General features: G+C 66.9%; 14 protein-coding genes. 7 read left to right on the top strand and 7 right to left on the bottom strand.

Translation table 11 applies throughout. The annotated features are described in order from the left end of the window. Nucleotides 1-2: 2 nt before the first annotated feature. Together WJU27_RS19890 and hemC are read right to left on the bottom strand one after the other, a co-directional pair. Nucleotides 3-800: a uroporphyrinogen-III synthase gene (locus WJU27_RS19890; RefSeq protein ID WP_341423197.1), complete on the bottom strand. Its 798-nt coding sequence runs from the start codon at nucleotides 798-800 to the stop codon at nucleotides 3-5. Then, the gene (hemC, locus tag WJU27_RS19885) at nucleotides 797-1,807 is read right to left on the bottom strand and encodes a hydroxymethylbilane synthase (RefSeq protein ID WP_341423196.1); all 1,011 of its coding nucleotides are present in this window, start codon (nucleotides 1,805-1,807) and stop codon (nucleotides 797-799) included. The genes WJU27_RS19890 and hemC overlap by 4 nt, the downstream gene beginning before the upstream one ends. A 196-nt stretch (nucleotides 1,808-2,003) precedes the next feature. Here hemC and ppc point away from each other — a divergent pair, with 196 nt between their 5' ends. Next, nucleotides 2,004-4,787, top strand: coding sequence for a phosphoenolpyruvate carboxylase (gene ppc / locus WJU27_RS19880; protein WP_341423195.1), 2,784 nt, complete (start codon nucleotides 2,004-2,006; stop codon nucleotides 4,785-4,787). Between the two features lie 205 nt (nucleotides 4,788-4,992). Here the strand turns inward: ppc and WJU27_RS19875 are convergent, their stop codons facing one another. Further along, on the bottom strand, nucleotides 4,993-5,751 hold the full coding sequence (locus WJU27_RS19875; protein ID WP_341423194.1) for a LytR/AlgR family response regulator transcription factor: 759 nt from the start codon (nucleotides 5,749-5,751) through the stop codon (nucleotides 4,993-4,995). A 3-nt stretch (nucleotides 5,752-5,754) separates the two neighbouring features. Further along, nucleotides 5,755-6,753, bottom strand: coding sequence for a sensor histidine kinase (locus WJU27_RS19870; RefSeq protein WP_341423193.1), 999 nt, complete (start codon nucleotides 6,751-6,753; stop codon nucleotides 5,755-5,757). A 102-nt stretch (nucleotides 6,754-6,855) separates the two neighbouring features. Between WJU27_RS19870 and argH the strand changes: the two genes are divergently transcribed. The 5 genes from argH (at nucleotide 6,856) to WJU27_RS19845 (ending at nucleotide 12,739) form a co-directional block, all read left to right on the top strand. Next, nucleotides 6,856-8,292 carry an argininosuccinate lyase gene (argH, locus tag WJU27_RS19865; protein ID WP_341423192.1) on the top strand — a complete coding sequence of 479 codons (1,437 nt, stop codon included), beginning with the start codon at nucleotides 6,856-6,858 and terminating at the stop codon, nucleotides 8,290-8,292. Nucleotides 8,293-8,373: 81 nt separating this feature from the next. Further along, nucleotides 8,374-9,675 (top strand): serine/threonine-protein kinase, encoded by a 1,302-nt coding sequence (locus WJU27_RS19860; RefSeq protein WP_341423191.1) that lies wholly within the window; start codon nucleotides 8,374-8,376, stop codon nucleotides 9,673-9,675. Between the two features lie 4 nt (nucleotides 9,676-9,679). Continuing rightward, on the top strand, nucleotides 9,680-11,014 hold the full coding sequence (locus WJU27_RS19855) for a serine/threonine-protein kinase (protein ID WP_341423190.1): 1,335 nt from the start codon (nucleotides 9,680-9,682) through the stop codon (nucleotides 11,012-11,014). Continuing rightward, nucleotides 11,011-11,880 carry a fructosamine kinase family protein gene (locus WJU27_RS19850; protein ID WP_341423189.1) on the top strand — a complete coding sequence of 290 codons (870 nt, stop codon included), beginning with the start codon at nucleotides 11,011-11,013 and terminating at the stop codon, nucleotides 11,878-11,880. Before WJU27_RS19855 ends, WJU27_RS19850 begins: the two co-directional genes overlap by 4 nt. Before the next feature lie 295 nt (nucleotides 11,881-12,175). Then, entirely contained in the window at nucleotides 12,176-12,739 is a 564-nt protein-coding gene (locus WJU27_RS19845) for a phasin family protein (RefSeq protein ID WP_020165799.1), read from the top strand. A gap of 72 nt (nucleotides 12,740-12,811) precedes the next feature. Here the strand turns inward: WJU27_RS19845 and WJU27_RS19840 are convergent, their stop codons facing one another. The 3 genes from WJU27_RS19840 to ubiD form a co-directional block, all read right to left on the bottom strand. Beyond that, nucleotides 12,812-13,843, bottom strand: coding sequence for an HAF repeat-containing protein (locus tag WJU27_RS19840; protein WP_341423188.1), 1,032 nt, complete (start codon nucleotides 13,841-13,843; stop codon nucleotides 12,812-12,814). A 125-nt stretch (nucleotides 13,844-13,968) separates the two neighbouring features. Next, nucleotides 13,969-14,721 (bottom strand): competence/damage-inducible protein A, encoded by a 753-nt coding sequence (locus WJU27_RS19835; protein WP_341423187.1) that lies wholly within the window; start codon nucleotides 14,719-14,721, stop codon nucleotides 13,969-13,971. A gap of 76 nt (nucleotides 14,722-14,797) precedes the next feature. Beyond that, complete coding sequence (ubiD, locus tag WJU27_RS19830) at nucleotides 14,798-16,291, bottom strand: 4-hydroxy-3-polyprenylbenzoate decarboxylase (RefSeq protein WP_341423186.1); 1,494 nt, start codon at nucleotides 16,289-16,291, stop codon at nucleotides 14,798-14,800. A 168-nt stretch (nucleotides 16,292-16,459) separates the two neighbouring features. Here ubiD and WJU27_RS19825 point away from each other — a divergent pair, with 168 nt between their 5' ends. Further along, nucleotides 16,460-17,389 carry a histone deacetylase family protein gene (locus WJU27_RS19825; RefSeq protein WP_341423185.1) on the top strand — a complete coding sequence of 310 codons (930 nt, stop codon included), beginning with the start codon at nucleotides 16,460-16,462 and terminating at the stop codon, nucleotides 17,387-17,389. Nucleotides 17,390-17,409: the final 20 nt, after the last annotated feature.

Raw genomic sequence — 17,409 nt, 5'->3', positions numbered from 1 at the left:
CGTCAGTGAAGGTCGCGCGACGGCGACGAAAAGTAATCGGTCAGACCGGCCATCAGGCCGGCATCGGCGGGATCGGTTTCGATCACGCGGGAAAAGCCCTGTTCGCGTGCCTGCTCGGCAATGCGCGCGTGCGGCGCGAACAGCGGCAGCGCGCGCAGCGCGTCCGCGCAGTCCAGGCCGGGCAGCGCCAGCAGGTTACGCAGCGACTCCGACGAGGTGATAGTCAGCGCGTGCAGGGCGTCGCGTCGTACCGCTTCGCACAGCGGCGCGCCATCGCGCGGCGGCACTCGCCGGTAGCAGGTGACGTGTTCGACCGTCGCACCGCGCGCGCGCAGCGTGTCGCCGAGCAGTTCGCGGCCACCGTCGCCGCGGAAGATGAGCACCCGGCGCCCGGCCAGCGCGGTCGCCGACAGTTCGGGCAGCGCCAGCAGCGCCTCGGAATCGAAGCGGCCCTGCTGCGGCACGAGCACGCGGGCGATGCCGCGCGCGCGCAGCGCCTGCGCCGACTGCTCGCCCACCGTGGCTGCCGGCAGTTCTGCCGGCCAGGCACGCCGCGACAGAATCAGGTCGAGTGCATGGCTGACCGCGTTGGCGCTGACGAACACTGCAAGTGCCGCATCATCCAGCATCGCCGCGGCCGCTGTCACCGCTCTCGTATCAGCCAGCGGCTCGATATCGATCAGCGGAAACTCGAAGGGGGTACCGCCGGCGGCGCGGATCGCGTCGCTGAGCGCAACCGCCTGCGCGCGCGGGCGGCTGACCAGCACGCCGCGTCCGCTCAGCGCGCCGCGCGGATTCATCGTCCGGCCAGATCGTCGAGGATGGACTGCGCGCCGTCCGCCAGCAGGGCCTCGACACAGATCGCCGCCAGCTCATCCGGCTGCGCGATGTTGCCGCGCGCCTCGGCCATCGCGATGCGCGAACCATCGGGCATCGCGACGCGCGCGCGCAGCCACAGCGCACCACCGTCGAGCACGCAGTAGGCCGCCAGCGGCACTTCGCAGGAACCGGCCAGCGCGCGCGACACCGAACGTTCGGCGCGGACGCAGGCGTCGCTGGTACCGCACACCAGCGGCGCCAGCCAGGCCGCCACTTCCGGCCGCGACGACAGCGCCTCGATGCCGAGCGCGCCCTGACCGGCTGCCGGCAGCGACAGTTCGACCGGCAGCAGCGAGCGGATGCGATCGCCCAGCCCGAGTCGCTTGAGGCCGGCCGCGGCGAGGATGATCGCGTCGTACTGGCCCTCGTCGAGCTTGCGCAGACGGGTGTCCAGATTGCCGCGCAGGCTGCTGACCGCCAGATAGGGGAAGTTCGCGCGCAACTGCGACTCGCGCCGCAGGCTGGAGGTGCCGACGACGGCGCCCGGCGGCAGTTCGTCGAGACTGGCGTAGCGCGACGACACGAAGGCGTCCTGCGGCACTTCGCGCTCCAGCGTGGCGACAAGCGCGAACTCGTCGGCCAGCGTCATCGGCACGTCCTTCATCGAATGCACGGCGAGGTCGGCGCGGCCTTCGAGCAGGGCGGTTTCCAGCTCCTTGACGAACAGACCCTTGCCGCCGACCTTGGCCAGCGGGCGGTCGAGAATCTGGTCGCCGCGCGTGGTCATGCCGAGGATGTCCACGGTCGTACCGGGATACAGCGATGACAGTCTGTCACGCACGTGTTCCGCCTGCCACATGGCGAGCCGCGACTCGCGCGATGCGATCACGATGCGCCCGGGCTTCGGGTAAGCTTGGGTTTCCTGCTGCGGTACCGACTGCGCGCGATCCGCCGCAATGAGGTCCGCCGGGCCGGCCGGATGATCCATATGGAAAATAGGCGTGTGGTGATCAGTTAGGTGAACACACCGCGCGCCAGCGTGTGCGAGTGCCTACAGGCAGCGCGCGAATCGGCCCGAATTCTAGCAGCCCCGGATGGAACATCGCATCGCCTCAGCCAGAGCAGGCCGGCGGCGCGCATGAATCAGACACTCATTCAGGACCCTCTTCGAGGAAGGATTGCCAGTGAATCAACAGGCCCAGACGCCGGTTGCGGTGCATGATCGCGCCACGCACGACAAGGACCAGCCGCTGTTCGACGACATCCGCCTGCTCGGCCGCATGCTCGGCGACGTGGTGCGCGAGCAGGAAGGCAGCCGCATGTTCGAACTGATCGAGAACGTGCGCCAGCTGTGCGTGCGCTTCCGCCGCGACGACGATCTCGACGCACGTGCCGAACTGGCCAAGCTGCTGAATGGCCTGTCGGACGACGACACCATCATCGTCGTACGCGCCTTCAGCTATTTCCTGCACCTGGCCAACATCGCCGAAGACCAGCACCATATCCGCCGCGCCCGCGCCCATGCCATAGCCGGCGACCCGCCGCGCCCGGGCACGCTGGCCAACGCGCTCGCCAAAGCGCTCGACGCCCAGATCCCGGCCGAGGAAATCCTCGCCTTCTTCCGCGACGGACTGGTGGTGCCGGTGCTGACCGCGCACCCGACCGAAGTGCAGCGCAAGAGCATCCTCAGCCAGGAAATGAAGATCGCCCGCCTGATCGACGAACGCGACCGCATGCGGCTGACGCCGGAGGAACTGGACGAGCGCGACGAGGCGGTGCGCCGGACCATTACCTCGCTGTGGCAGACGCGCATGCTGCGGCGCACCCGGCTGTCGGTGGCCGATGAGGTGATCAACGGCCTGTCGTTCTACGACTACACCTTCCTGCGCGAACTGCCGCGCGTCTACAACGCGGTCGAGGACCAGCTCGAGGCGGCCTTCCCCGAGCACAAGCGCGAGATCGGCAGCTTCCTGCGCATGGGATCGTGGATAGGCGGCGACCGCGACGGCAACCCCTTCGTCACCGCCGACGTCCTGCGCGCCACGCTGCGCGTGCAATCGTCGAAGGCGCTCGATTACTACCTGACCCAGGTGCACATCCTGGACACCGACCTGTCGCCGACCACGCTGCTGAACAACGTCAGCGACGAGTTGCGCGTGCTGGCCGCCACTGCGCCGGACAAATCGCCGCACCGCGAGGACGAGCTGTACCGTCGCGCGCTGGCCGGCATCTACGCCCGCCTGGCGGTCACCGCGCGCACGCTGGACCAGCACGAGGCGCTGTGGAAGGCGGTCGGCGACGCGGATCCCTATACCGACGCCGCGGAATTCGTACGCGACCTCGACGTGATCCACGATTCGCTGGTCAGCCACAAGTCGGCACTGATCGCGCGTGGCCGCCTGCGCCGCCTGCGCCACGCGGCGCGCGTGTTCGGATTCCACCTGGCGGCACTCGACCTGCGCCAGAACTCGGACGTGCACGAGCGGGTGATCGCCGAACTGCTGGCCAACGCCCACGTCTGCAACAACTATCTCGAACTGCGCGAGGAACAGCGCATCGAGGTGCTGATCAACGAACTGGGCACGCCGCGCCCGCTGACCGCGCCCTTCATGCAGTTCTCGGCCGAAACCGAGGGAGAGCTGGCGATCGCGCGTACGGCTGCCGAAATGCACAAGCTGTACGGCGAAGCGGCGCTGCCGAACTACATCATTTCGAAGACCGACGGCGTGTCCGACATGCTGGAAGTCGCGCTCATCCTGAAGGAAGTCGGCCTGCTCAATGTGCATGAGCGGCAGGCGGCGATGAACATCATCCCGCTGTTCGAAACCATCGGCGACCTGCGCAACGCGCCGCGCATCATGGACCGGCTGTTCACGATACCGATCTGGCGCGTGCTGCTCGATGCCCGCTCGACCACGCAGGAAGTGATGCTGGGCTATTCCGACTCGAACAAGGACGGCGGCTTCCTCACCTCCGGCTGGGAGCTGTACAAGGCGGAAACCAAGCTGGTGCAGGTGTTCAAGCGCCACGGCGTGCGGCTACGCCTGTTCCACGGCCGCGGCGGTTCGGTCGGCCGCGGCGGTGGCCCGAGCTTCCAGGCCATCCTGGCGCAGCCGGGCGGCGCGGTGCAGGGGCAGATACGCATCACCGAACAGGGCGAGGTGATCGCCTCCAAGTATTCCAATCCGGACGTCGGCCGGCGCAACCTTGAAGTGCTGGCCGCGGCCACCTTCGAGGCGACGCTGCTGGGCAAGCGCGAAGCCGCCGCACCGCCGGAATTCACCGACGCGATGGAAGAGCTGTCGGGCTATGCGTTCAAGGCCTATCGCAACCTGGTGTATGAAACCCCGGGTTTCGAGAAGTACTTCTGGGAATCGACCGTCATCACCGAAATCGCCGAACTGAACATTGGCTCCCGCCCGGCCTCGCGCAAAAAGGGACAGAAGATCGAGGACCTGCGCGCCATCCCGTGGGTGTTCTCGTGGTCGCAGTGCAGGCTCATGCTGCCCGGCTGGTTCGGTTTCGGTTCGGCGGTGAACGAATATCGCGCCCAGCACGCCGACGGCATGGCGCGGCTGCAGGCCATGGTGCACGAGTGGCCCTTCTTCGCCACGCTCATTTCCAACATGGACATGGTGCTGTCGAAGACCGACATCGCGATCGCCAGCCGCTACGCCGAACTGGTCGAGGACGAGGCGCTGCGCACCGCCATCTTCACGCGCATCCGCACCGAATGGCAGGCCACGCTGGACGCGGTGCGCCAGATCACCGGTGCGCCGGAACTGCTGTCGACCAACCCGCTGCTCGCGCGCTCGATCCGCAATCGCTTCCCCTACATCGAGCCGTTGAATCACCTGCAGGTCGAACTGCTGCGCCGCTTCCGCGCCGGCAACCGCCACGAACGCACCCGCCGGTCGATCCACCTGACCATCAACGGCGTGGCGGCCGCGCTGAGAAACAGTGGGTGATGAGGTGAGGGTTTCGCCGAGCACTGCTCGGCGCTCACCGAATGGGTCGGCCATGCAGGGCCGACTTCCGTAGCATCTGTTCCGGCGAGCACTGCTCGCCGCCCATCGAACCGGTTTGCCCTGCAAGGCGAACCGTGGGTGAAGCAGGGGGTTCGCGAAGCACTGCTTCGCGCCTGCTAAACCGGTCGGCCATGCAAGGCCGACCTCAGCCGCGCTCCGTCCCCCGGATGTCGGCGAATTCCGCCCTGACCTGCGCCCACTGCCGCCGGCTGACCGGCAGGCGTTCGTCCAGCCCCCTCAGCACGACCGCCCAGTGTCCTTCGGCGCCGTCACGCACATGTTCGAAGCCGACCACGGCGTCGCGCGCCACCAGGCAGTTGCGGTGTATGCGCACGAAGCGCCGGGCGAATTCCTGCTCCAGGGCGGCCAGCGCTTCCTCAAGCAGGTATTCGCGCGCGGCGGTGCGCGCGGTCACGTATTTCAGCTCGGCGCGCAGATAGAGGATGTCGGCCACCGGCAGCAGCAGGATGCGGCCGCGTTCGCTGCACGACAGCTGGGTGCGCCCGGTCTCCGCTGGCTGTAACCGCCGCTCGGGTACCCGGCGCAGCGCATCGAGCAGCCTGTGCGCGCGCACCGGCTTCATCAGGTAGTCGACCGCCTGCAGTTCAAAGGCACGCACAGCGTACTGGTCGTAGGCGGTGCAGAAAACCAGGACCGGCGGCTGCGGAAGTTCGGCAAGTCGCGCCGCCAGTTCGACACCGTCCATGCCTGGCATGCGGATGTCGACCAGCGCGACATCGGCCCTGTCCTCGGCCGGCAGCGCGGCCAGACGATCGAGCGCCTCCTGCCCGTTCGCGGCCTCGCCGACCACCCGGTTCGGCATTTCAGCCTCGATGTCGGACAGCAGCGCGCGCAGGCGCAGGCGGGCCGGAGCTTCGTCGTCGGCGATGAACACGCGCAGCACGACTCAGGCCTCCACCCGGTAGGGAAAGCGGATGCGCACGCGGTACTGGCCGTCCTGTTCGCCTGCTTCCAGTTGCGCTTCAAGATCGAAGAACAGCATCAGTCGCTCGCGGATATTGTCCAGCGCCATCCGGTTGCCGCTGCCATGACCGGTGGCACCGTCGCGCGACGGCGCCGGATTGTCGATCTCGACCACGACGTCGCCACCGGCCCGCTGCACGCTCACCGTGACCTCGCCGTTGCCGGCCAGCGGTTCGACGCCGTGATACACGGCGTTCTCCAGCAGCGGCTGCAGCATCAGCGGCGGCACCCGTGCGTCGGCCGGGCAGCCGTCAGTCTGCCAGCGCACGCTCAGTCGTTCGCCCAGACGCAGCGTCTCCAGCGCGATGTACTGGCGACACAGCGCCAGCTCGTCACCCAGTGTGACCAGATCGCGGTTCTCGCGCATCAGCACGCGGAACAGGTCTGACAGCTCCTCCAGCGCGCGCTCTGCCCGACGCGGGTCCTCGCGCATGATGCCAAGCACCGCATTCAGGCTGTTGAACAGGAAGTGCGGCCGGATACGCGCCGACAGCGCCATCAGCCGCGCCTGGGCAATGGCCGGGCCGAGCGCACGCTCCTGCACGGTGAAATAGGTCATCGCGGCGGCGGCGGCCAGCAGCGCCCACATCGCCTCGCGCACCGGCCAGGACGGTACTGAGTCGACGTCCCAGCCGCCGAGCGCGGTCGTCGCGAGCACGCTGCCGAGCGCGACCAGACCGGTCAGCGCCCAGCCGCTGCGCGCGCGGAGCCTGGCGAACAACGGCGCCATCAGATAGAGCAGCAGCAGCGACAGAATCAGCGCCGGCTCGACCCGCGCCGCCATTTCCGCCGCATCGAGCGGCAGTGCGTCCCAGCTGCGGTTGCGCGCCAGCAGCGCCAGCGCAGCCAGCGCGTTCACCAGCAGCACGGTGCGCAGCATCACGCCGAGATTGCGCCAGTCGGGTGCGCGCGCCGGCCTCACGTCAGCCCCCGCACCGGACGCACGCCGGCCGGCGCGTCGGGCTTTGTGCCCCGCTGGCCTATAATTGACGGTTTCCCGCAGCGTGCCGAACTTCTTTCCATCATGAGCGCATCTTCGCAGTCCGAGCCGACCAAGGCGTGGTCGGGCCGTTTTTCCGAGCCCGTGTCCGATCTGGTGAAGCGTTATACCGCTTCGGTGTTCTTCGACCAACGCATGTGGCGGCAGGACATCCGCGGCTCGCTGGCCCATGCCGCCATGCTGGCAAAGCAGGGCATCATCGCGCAAGCCGATCTCGAAGCCATCCGCTCGGGCATGGCACAGATCACGCAGGAAATCGAAGCCGGCCAGTTCGACTGGAACCTCGACGACGAGGACGTGCACCTCAATATAGAGAAGCGCCTGACGGCGCTGGTCGGCGACGCCGGCAAGCGCCTGCACACCGGCCGCAGCCGCAACGACCAGGTGGCGACGGACATCCGGCTGTGGCTGCGCGACGCGATCGACACCATTCTCGTCCTGATCGCGGACTTCCAGCGTGCCGTGCTCGACCTGGCCGAACACCACGCCGCCACGCCGCTGCCCGGCTTCACCCACCTGCAGGTGGCACAGCCGGTCACTTTCGGTCATCACCTGATGGCCTATTTCGAAATGCTGCGGCGTGACGCCGAGCGCTTCGCCGACTGCCGCAAGCGCACCAACCGGCTGCCGCTCGGCTCCGCCGCGCTGGCTGGCACCACCTTCCCGATCGACCGCGAATTCGTCGCCGCCGAACTGGGTTTCGACGAAGTCTGCTTCAACTCGCTGGACGCGGTGTCCGACCGCGACTTCGCGATCGAATTCTGCGCCGCCAGCAGCCTGCTGATGACCCACCTGTCGCGCCTGTCGGAAGAGCTCATCCTGTGGATGAGCCCGCGCGTCGGCTTCATCGACCTGGCCGACCGCTTCTGCACCGGCTCGTCCATCATGCCGCAGAAGAAGAACCCGGACGTGCCGGAGCTGGTGCGCGGCAAGACCGGCCGCGTCAATGGCAGCCTGATCGCGCTGCTCACGCTGATGAAGGGCCAGCCGCTGGCCTACAACAAGGACAATCAGGAAGACAAGGAACCACTGTTCGACGCTGCCGACACGGTGATCGACACGCTGCGCATCTACGCCGACATGATGGGCAGCACGACGGGCGCCGACGGCAGCAAGGTGTTCAACGTGAAGGTCAAGGCCGAGGCGATGAAGAGCGCGCTGCGTCAGGGCTATGCCACCGCCACCGACCTCGCCGACTGGCTGGTCAAGCGCGGCTTGCCTTTCCGCGACGCGCACGAGGCGGTCGCCCGCGCGGTGCGCCTGGCCGAACAGAAGGGCTGCGACGTGTCCGACCTCACGCTGGACGAGCTCAAGTCCTTCTCGCCGCTGGTCGATGAATCGGTGTTCGCGGTGCTGACGGTCGAAGGTTCGCTGTCCGCCCGTAACCACATCGGCGGCACGGCACCGGAGCAGGTGCGTGCCGCCATCGCCCGCGCTCGCGCGCGGCTCGCGACCGGCTGAACAGGAGAATTCGCTTGAAACCGACAGGCATCACACGCACCGGAGCGACCGCGCGACGCCTGTCACCGGCCCCACGCTGACATGGACCTGCTCGGCAAGTACCGCATCCAGCGCCTGCTCGGCGAAGGCGCCACGTCCAAGGTGTTCCTCGCGCACGACCCTTTCGGCCGGCGCGACGTGGCGATCAAGATCGTCGCCCGCGGCGACGACACCGGCGCCAGCGGCAGCAAGTCCGAGCGCTACCAGCGCAAGTTCTTCGTCGCCGAGGCTTCGCTGGCGGGCAAGCTCACCCACCCGCACATCGTGCAGATCTACGACGCGGTGGCCGACGCCGACCCGGCCTACATCGTGATGGAGTACGTGCCGGGCGGCACGCTGGAGCCTTATATCTCGCCCGACCGGCTGCTGCCCGTCGGCGACGTGCTCGAAATCATCTTCAAGTGCTCGCGCGCACTCGACTTCGCCTGGCGGCTGGGCGTCATCCACCGCGACCTGAAGCCGGCCAACATCATGCGCGTCGAGGACGGCGCAGCGGTCGGCGGCACCAACGTGAAGGTGTCGGACTTCGGTGCCGCGATGTCGGTATCGGCCACCGAAACCCAGGTGTCCGGTGTCGGATCACCGGCCTACATGAGCCCGCAGCAGATCAAGGAACACCCGCTCAACCACCAGACCGACATCTTTTCGCTCGGCGTGGTGATGTACCAGCTGCTCACGGGCCAGCTGCCGTTCCAGGGCAGCAACAACTACAGCATGATGTACCAGATCACGCACGCTGATCCGGTACCGCCGTCGGCGCTGCGGCCGGAGTTGCCGCCGGTTCTGGACGACATCGTGATGCGCGCGCTGCAGAAGTCGCTCGACGACCGCTACCCGAGCTGGGACGCCTTTTCCTTTGACCTCGCAGAGGCCTTCCGCACCGAGGCGCAACGCGACCACGGCAACCGCATCGCCGACAGCGAGAAGTTCAATTCGCTGCGCCGACTCGCCTTCTTCCGCGATTTTTCCGACGTCGAACTGTGGGAGGTGGTGCGTCTGGGCGAATGGCACCGCGTCGCCGGCGGCCAGATGCTGCTGCGCGAGGGCGATGCGGGCGACGGTTTCTTCATCATCGCGGAAGGCGAAGTGAAGGTGACCAAGGGGCGCAAGCTGCTCAACGTGCTTTCGGCCGGCGAATGCGTTGGCGAGATGGCCTGGCTGACGCCGGAGCGCGGCACCCGCGGCGCCGACGTGTCCACGCTGTCCGAGGCAGTGGTGATCCACCTCGCCAACGCGGCGCTCGAACACGCGTCGGAAGCCTGCCGCCACCGCTTCGACCGCGCCTTCCTGCGCATCCTGGTCGAGCGGCTGTCGCTGGCCAACCAGCGCCTGACCGGTGTCTGAGCGGATGCAGACAGCTGCGCCGCCGCCGCCCGACGCACCGACACCCGGCAGTTCGCTGGGCCGTTATCAGCTCAGACGCATCATCGGCCGCGGCAGCACCAGCACCGTCTGGCTGGCCTGGGATCCGCAGGCGCAGCGCGAAGTGGCGATCAAGTGCATCGACCCCGACGTGCTGAACGACCACGCGCGCGGCCGGCTGCACCGCAATCTGCTGATCAACGAAGCGTCGCTGGCCGACAAGCTGCAGCATCCGCACATCGTCGCCATCCACGACGCCGTGGTGACCGGCGATCAGGCCTACATCGTGATGGAGTACGTCGCCGGCGGCACGCTGGAGGCGCACGTGCAGCGGCCGGGCCTGCTGCCGGTGGAGCGCATCGTCGAACTGATGTTCAAGTGCACGCGCGCACTCGACTACGCCTGCCAGCTGGGCATCACGCACCGCGACATCAAGCCGGCCAATATCCTGCTCACGCGTGACGGCGAACTGAAGCTGACCGATTTCGGCGCGGCGCTGTTTACTGCCAACGAACGCACCCAGGTCGAGGGCGTTGGCTCGCCGGCCTACATGAGCCCGCAGCAGGTGCGCGAGATGCCGTTGAACCACCAGACGGACATCTATTCGCTGGGCGTCGTGCTTTACCAGCTGCTGGCCGGCGAGCTGCCCTTCCAGGCGAGCAACAAGTACAGCCTCGTCTACCAGATCATCCACGTCGAACCGCCTCCGCCCTCGGTACTCCGTCCGGGCCTGCCGCCTGCGCTCGACGCCGTCGTGGCGCGCGCGATGCAGAAGGACATCGCGCTGCGCTACGCGACCTGGGCCGAGTTCACGCACGACCTCGCTCAGGCTTTCCGCAATCGCCGGCTTAAGCCGCGCGAGGACGAATCCGGCGCAGCGGAGCACTTCCGGTTGCTGCGCACGCTGACTTTCTTCAATGACTTCAGCGACGTCGAACTGTGGGAGGTCGCCCACTTCGTCCGCCAGGAGCGCGTCGCTGCCGGCACGCTGCTGATGAAGGACGGCGAACAGGGTGACCGCCTCTACGTGCTGGTCGAGGGCGAACTGTCAGTGTGCAAATCGGGCCGTACGCTGAACATACTGACCAGCGGCGAATGCTGCGGCGAAATGTCGGTGGTCGCCCGTCGCGACCGCAAGCTGCGCGCCAACGACGTGCAGGCGAACACCGACAGCCTGCTGTTCGCGATCGACGGCGAACGCATCCGCCGCGCCTCGGAAACCTGCCGCATGCGCTTCTACGAAGCCTTCCTGCAGGTGCTGGCCGCACGCCTGTCGTCGGCCAATATGCGTCTGGCCGACAGCTGGGGCGGCGGCGAATGAACGCGGTTGCGACACGGATTGCCGCTGCGCTCGGCGTCGGCTGCAGCGCAGTGGCCGAGCTGGCGCCCGGTCGTACGCGCCGTGCGCTGAGGATCGACACTGGCGACGCTCCCCTTTTCGTCAAGCTGCTGCCGGCCGATCGGGCGGAGGTGTTCGCAGCCGAGATGGAGGGACTGGCGCTGCTGCGCGGTACAGGCTGTTTCCGGGTGCCGGCCGCGCGCGGCAGCGGCACCGCCGACGACGTTGCCTGGCTGGCGCTCGAATGGCTGGACCTAAAACCGGTGTCCACCGACGACGACGGGCGCGCCTTCGGCAAGGCGCTGGCAGCGCTGCACGAAGTGCACGGTGACCTGTATGGCCTGCCGCGCGACAACTGGCTCGGCGACAGCCGTCAGGAGAACGGCACGTCTACCACCTGGCCACTCTTCTATGCGCAGAAGCGCCTGCGGCCTCAAGTCGAACGACTGATCGCCGGAGGCATGCGCGGCGAGCTGATACGCAACCTGCAGGGCATCGTCGAACGCGTACCGGCCCTGTTCCTCGAGTATCGCCCGGCCCCCTCGCTATTGCATGGCGACCTGTGGCACGGCAATGCCGGCATGGTCGGGGACCAGCCCGCCGTGTTCGACCCGGCTGTGCATTACGGCGATCGCGAGGCGGACTACGCGATGACGGAACTGTTCGGAGGCTTCCCGATCTCGATGTACGCCGCCTATCAGAAGAGTGCCCCGCTGGACGCTGGCGCTGCATCCCGACGCGGTCTTTACCGGCTGTATCACCTGCTGAACCACACCTTGCTGTTCGGCAGCGCCTACCTGCGGGAAACCGAACGCACCGCAGCACGACTGCTGTCGGAACTGCGCTGAGAGCGCCCTTGCGCGGCATCTGACGCAGCGCACTGCGACCCCTGCCGTTTTATGAACGTACGTTCACATCTCATTGTTTAGGCGAAGAAATAATCCGGAAAAGTTTTTGTGTGCAGTGCAACAAAAACATGTTGACATCACGTCGACCATCCCTATAATCCTGTTCATGGTGCAGCGCAATACGAACCCTTGGGGCAAGTATTGAGTCGCACGATTTAGGTGACCTCGTGGGTGTTCCCGGTTTTACCGCCCGGTCGTGGTCGCTCTTTCAACTAAATGTACGGAGATAACCACCATGGCCTTCACCCCTGAACATTTCGCCGCCGCCAACAAGAACGGCATCGAAGCCCTGCTGACCCTGGCCAACACCGCCTTTGCCAGCACCGAGCGCCTCGCCGCTCTGAACCTGAACACCGCCCGTTCGCTGCTGGAAGACAGCGTCGCGAACGCCAAGACCCTGATGGGCGCCAAGGACGTGCAAGAGATCGTGTCGCTGCAGAGCGGCCTGGTCCAGCCGGCGATCGAGAAGGTCGTTGCCTACTCGCGCAGCGTCTATGAAATCGTTTCGCAGACCCAGGAAGAGCTGAGCAAGGTTGTCGAAGCTCAGGTCGGTGAAGTCAACAAGGCTGTCACCTCGACCCTGGATCAGGCCGCCAAGCAAGCCCCGGCCGGTTCCGATGTCGCCGTCGCCGCTGTCAAGTCGGCCATCGCCGCCGCCAACAGCGCCTACGACAGCATGGCCAAGGCTGCCAAGCAGGCCGTCGAGATGGCTGAAGCGAACGTGAACGCCGCTACCTCGGCGACCGTGCGTGCCGTCGGCGCCGCCAGCACGACCGCGAAGAAGAAGGCTGCTGCCTAAGTCTTCACGAGCAGTCTGAAAAGAGCCCCGCCTCGTGCGGGGCTCTTTTCGTTTACGCGACTGCAGCGCGTTTCAGTCGGGAGTCATCACGAAACCGCTCACGTCGCCCGCGACATTGACGCCGTAGCCCGCGATCTGACCTCTGTCGTTGATTGCTCGCGCCAGCGCCAGGCGACGCCACCCTGCTCGCCGTACCTCCGGCAGGTCCTCGAGCACCGTCAGCCTCTCCGTGCCGAGGTCATAGAGCACCGCGCGCCCGCCCTGTACGCCGACCACCTGCCCACGATTGTTGATGTCATAGGGCTCGAACGGAATCTCTATCGTCGTGCCCTGCACCTCTCCCGGTCCGGCCGGCGTCCATACGAAGCCCCGCCCGTCGAACACGCCAACGACCTGTCGCTGGTCGTTGATGCCGCGTGCCTCGCCGCTCGTACTGGCCGGCGCCGACAACTCGCCAACCCGATGACCACGTCCGGTGGCCGGATTCCATAACCAGGGCGGATGCGGCGTGACGTATGCGTGCCCCGCTACCCAGCCCAGCGGTCCTACGGCACGCGCCATGCCCGAGCCAGCAAGATCAGACGGCAGAGGCGTGATGCCTCGTAAGGGCTGCGAACTGCCGTACTGCCAGCTGAAGGCAATGTCGACCACGAAGGAGCGACCCACTTCCTCGCGGAAACCGCCGACAACGTCGCCGGCCTGATTCACGGCGAGCAGTTCGCTGCTGAGCACGCGCCGGCCCGGAAACTGCACAGCCTCGACCTCGCCGCCGGACCAGACGACGGCGATCTTCCGACCGCCACCGCTCGTCTGGCAGTGTCCGACGACGAGACCCGCGTTATTGATGCCGGCGGCAGTGCACGCCCTCGTGCCCGCGTGCAGCGGCAGAGGCGTCAGACCGGCGCCCCGCCGCCAGACGAAAGCGCGATTGCCGTCGACGTCGCTACCGTAGCCGACCACATCCCCGCCTTCGTTGATGGCGTAGGCCTCGCTGAAGTGCGGACCACCGGGCAGGTCACCGAGATCGTCGATCTGCCAGCACCCTGCCAGCAAAACCGCAAGCGTGAGCACTGCACAGGCTCGCGTCGCCGACACGCGATTCATCGAACACTCTCCACACGAAAATTCCGCGCGAATAGTGAATCGTCGTATCGACGGTGTCGACCGGTTCTGCTCCCCGGCCGTGACAGGCGTCTTGATCAGGGGTACGACAGCCCGCCTGGCGCCGGTCAGATCGGGTCGGCGTCGACCTCCAGGCCGCGCTGGATCACCTCGGTACGCATGGCTGCCAGCGCCGGGGCGACCTTGTCCGGATCGCCCTTGGCGCCCAGTTCGATGTGCGGGCGTGCCCGCTTCGCGTTGCCAAAGCTCGGCAGACTGAACACGGTGACACCGTAGTCGCGCTCGATCGCCTGCATCAGATCGAGCAGCCGGCTCTCGTGTGCGTCGAACACGAAGAAGGAGGCCTCAGTCCAGTTGCGGGTGTGATGCAGCTGCCGGTACTTCGTGTCGAGCACCCACTGCATCATCGGCCAGGCCATCTCGGGAAAGCCCGGCACGAAATGGTGATCGCCACAGCTGAAGCCGGGAATGCGATTGAACGGATTGGGAATGATGTCGCAACCTGCCGGAAACTCGCCGAGACGCAGACGGTTTTCCGTCACCTCGGCGCCGAAGCGCGCACGGATCTCGACCTCGGCCGCCGGATGCAGCACGCAGTCGACACCGAGCGCCGCCGCGGCGGCCTGCCGCGTGTGGTCGTCCGGCGTGACGCCTATGCCGCCGCAGGAGAACACGATGTCGGTCGTCGCAAGCGAACGACGGAAGGCGTCGATCAGACGTGGACGTTCGTCGCCCAGATAGCTCACCCACGACAGCTGCAGGCCGCGCTCGGCGAGCAGTTCGCGCACTTTGGCGAAGTGCCCGTCCTGACGGCGGCCGGACAGGATTTCATCGCCGATGATGTGGAGGCCGATGGCCATGATCGCAACTCCTGTTCAGCGCGGAGGGCGCTGAATGTCGTGAAAAAAAGACCGACGCGTGATCGAGGCGCGTGCGTCAGAGCCCGAGTTCGGACCACATCGCATCGACGCGCCTCTTCACGTCGGCATCCATCTCTATCGTGCGCCCCCACTCGCGGCTGGTTTCGCCCGGCCACTTGTTGGTCGCGTCCAGCCCCATCTTCGACCCGAGGCCAGCGACCGGGCTGGCGAAATCGAGGTAGTCGATCGGCGTGTTGTCGACGATGACGGTATCGCGCTTCGCGTCCATGCGCGTGGTCATCGCCCAGATCACCTCCTGCCAGCTGCGGATGTCGATGTCCTCGTCCACGACGATGATGGTCTTCGTGTACATGAACTGGCGCAGAAAGCTCCATACGCCGAACATGACCCGCTTGGCGTGCCCCGGGTACTGCTTGCGCATGGACACCACCGCCAGCCGGTAGGAACAGCCTTCGGGCGGCAAATAGAAATCTGTGATTTCCGGAAACTGCTTCTGCAGCAGCGGCACGAACACCTCGTTCAGCGCCACGCCAAGCATGGCCGGTTCGTCCGGCGGCTTGCCGGTATAGGTCGAGTGGTAGATCGGATTGCGGCGCATGGTCATGCGCGTGATCGTGAACACCGGAAACTCGGCCACTTCGTTGTAGTAGCCGGTGTGGTCACCGAACGGTCCTTCCGGCGCGTGCTCATAGCCGGACGGATGGCTCGCGTCCGGCCGCAGTTCGCCTTCGAGCACGATTTCGGCACTGGCCGGCACGTCGAGATCGTTGCCGATGCACTTCACCAGTTCGGTGCGGCTGCCACGCAGCAGGCCGGCGAACTGGTACTCGGACAGCGTGTCCGGCACCGGCGTCACCGCGCCCAGTATCGTCGCCGGATCGCAGCCCAGCACCACCGAAACCGGGAAGGGCGTGCCCGCAAACCTGCGCGCGTGGTCGCGGAAATCGAGCGCACCGCCGCGGTGGGCCAGCCAGCGCATGATCACCTTGTCCTGCGCGATCACCTGCTGGCGGTAGATGCCGAGGTTCTGTCGCTTCTTGTCCGGTCCGCGCGTCACCACCAGACCCCAGGTGATCAACGGTGCCGCATCACCGGGCCAGCAATGCTGAACCGGCAGGCGCGACAGATCGACCTGACTGCCTTCCCACACGACGTCCTGACACGGAGCCGACGACACCTTCTTCGGTGCCATCGAGAACACCTGCTTCAGCATCGGCAGCTTGTCCCAGGCATCCTTCAGGCCCTTGGGCGGCTCCGGCTCCTTCAGCATCGACAGCGTGCGACCGATGTCGCGCAGCGCTTCCGCCCACTTGTCGCCGCTGACGCCCATGCCGAGTGCCACGCGTCCCGGCGTGCCGAACAGGTTGCCGAGCACAGGCATCGTGTGACCGGTCGGCTGCTCGAACAGCACCGCTGGCCCATGCGCGCGCAGCACGCGGTCGCAGATCTCGGTCATTTCCAGATGCGGCGATACCGGGCGCGCAACGCGCTTCAGTTCGCCCATCCGTTCGAGCTGCGCGATGAAGTCGCGCAAATCCGTGTATTTCATGTCGTGTTACGGCTCCAGTACTTCGCGCCTTGCTGAGTGCTGCACAATGCGCGGCCGATGGTAAGCGATAGTGAAGGCGGCCGCACCCCGCACGCGGCCACAGACCGCGCGGCACTGCAGGCGTTCCGATACAGCTGTCGCAACCACCGCCGGCAGTCGGCTGTCAGAATGCGCGACCGTCCCGCTCAAACGCCCGACATGCTTGCCTGGTACGCCGACCACTTCGTTCTGCCGCTGCCTGAAACCCATCGCTTCCCGATGGACAAATACCGCCGGCTGCGGGAACGCGTGGCTGCCGAGCTGCCGGGCGTCACGCTGAGCGAGCCGCCGGCCGCGACCGACGCCGAACTGTGCCGCGCGCACGACGCCGGCTACGTCGATCGCGCCAGCCGGGGCGAACTGAGCGTGAACGAAATCCGCATGATCGGCTTTCCGTGGTCGGCGCAGATGATAGAGCGCTCGCGCCGTTCCGCCGGCGCCACCATGGCCGCCTGTCGCAGCGCGCTGCGCGATGGCGTGTCGGTCAATCTGGCCGGCGGCACCCACCACGCCAAGCGCGCCAGCGGAGCCGGCTATTGCGTGTTCAACGACTCGGCGGTGGCCGCACGCATGCTGCAGGCCGAATGCGGCATCGAACGCGTAGCCATCGTTGACCTCGACGTGCACCAGGGCGACGGTACCGCGGAGATCCTTGGTCGGGCCGATGACGTATTCACGCTGTCGCTGCACGGCGACCGCAACTTCCCCTTCCGCAAGGAGCGCAGCCACCTCGACGTCGCGCTGCCTGACGGCTGCGGCGACGACGCCTACCTCGCCGCACTCGACGACGCGCTGCCACGGATGAGCGCGCGCTTCGACCCGCAGTTCATCCTCTTCCTCGCCGGCGCCGATCCGTTCGAGGGCGACCGCCTCGGTCGGCTCAAGCTCACCAAGCCGGGCCTGGCCGCACGCGACGCCCGGGTGTTCGACTACTGCCGCCGGCGTGACCTGCCGCTCGCGGTGGCGATGGCCGGCGGCTACGCGGAGGACATCGCCGACATCGTCGACATCCACTTCGCCACCGTCGCCGCCGCGCTGCATCACGCCACGACCCGCTGACGCAGCAGTTGACGCAAGCC

Origin of the sequence: Methyloversatilis sp. NSM2 (assembly GCF_038066675.1) — a bacterium.
In the GTDB taxonomy this organism is placed as follows: Bacteria; Pseudomonadota; Gammaproteobacteria; order Burkholderiales; family Rhodocyclaceae; genus Methyloversatilis; species Methyloversatilis discipulorum_A.
Note: the sequence above shows the minus strand (reverse complement) of the source record. Positions and strands in the feature narration are given on the sequence as shown.